The following is an 809-nucleotide window of genomic DNA, read 5'->3' as shown; positions in this document are numbered from 1 at the left end:
CCCCTACATAGGAATATTCAAAAACATAAGAAGAATCTGTTGTTGTTAAAATTTTTAAATGAATGTCATTACGTTCTGCCATACTTTTAGGATTAATTGTTTTAAAAACAACTTCACAATCATTTATCCATCTTACTTCAGAAGAATCTATTTTTCCGTTGTAAGTTTCTATCTGCAACGTATTGGTTCTTACAAACGAAGACTTAAAAGTTTGTCCATTAATAATAACTTCACTTTTAAAGTTACCAATTTTAAAATCTTTACAATCTCGTTTAGCAGTTGTAATACAACTTGAACATAATAAAAGTAAAAACGTAAAGGCTAATAATTGTTTCATAAAAAAGAATTTCAAACAAATTTAATGAATATATAAATTTTGTCATTTACAATTTCAAAATATATAATTAAGAATAGAACACGATATTAAAAAAATGGACTGTTTTATAAATCGCGTATTTGAAAAAAAACTGTACAATGTCTCGAATACGCAAAATTTGAAAAAAAGTAAGTTTTAATAGAAAAAATGATAAAAAAGTAAATTTTACTTAGAATTTAAAAAAATGTCTTTTTCTAATTAAGAATTTTGAAAATTTGAAAAACTACCATCTTTATAAAAAATGACGATACGTTCAATTTCTTTTTTTTCTGAGTTTACTATTTTTTGAATTTCTGAATTTTGAGGCTGCTCAATTTTTGAATCTGTTTTCGAAAATAAATTTTGTTCTTCAGAAAATAGATTTGAATTTGTTTCTAAATTTTGATTAGAATTTTCAGTCTGAATTTTATTTTGATTTGGAAGAGTAGGTTGT

At 23.4% G+C, this 809-nt stretch carries 1 protein-coding gene and 1 pseudogene; both read right to left on the bottom strand.

What is annotated here, in order from left to right; genetic code table 11:
* Positions 1-337: DNA topoisomerase IV (locus ACVC2P_RS14495; protein ID WP_452599171.1), on the bottom strand; the 337-nt coding region annotated here is incomplete at its 3' end.
* 237 nt (positions 338-574) lie between these two features.
* A pseudogene (locus tag ACVC2P_RS14490) lies at positions 575-809 on the bottom strand (hypothetical protein); the annotation flags it as partial.

The sequence above is a fragment of the Pontimicrobium sp. MEBiC01747 genome (assembly GCF_053601635.1).
This window is presented reverse-complemented; position numbering and strand designations above follow the sequence as displayed.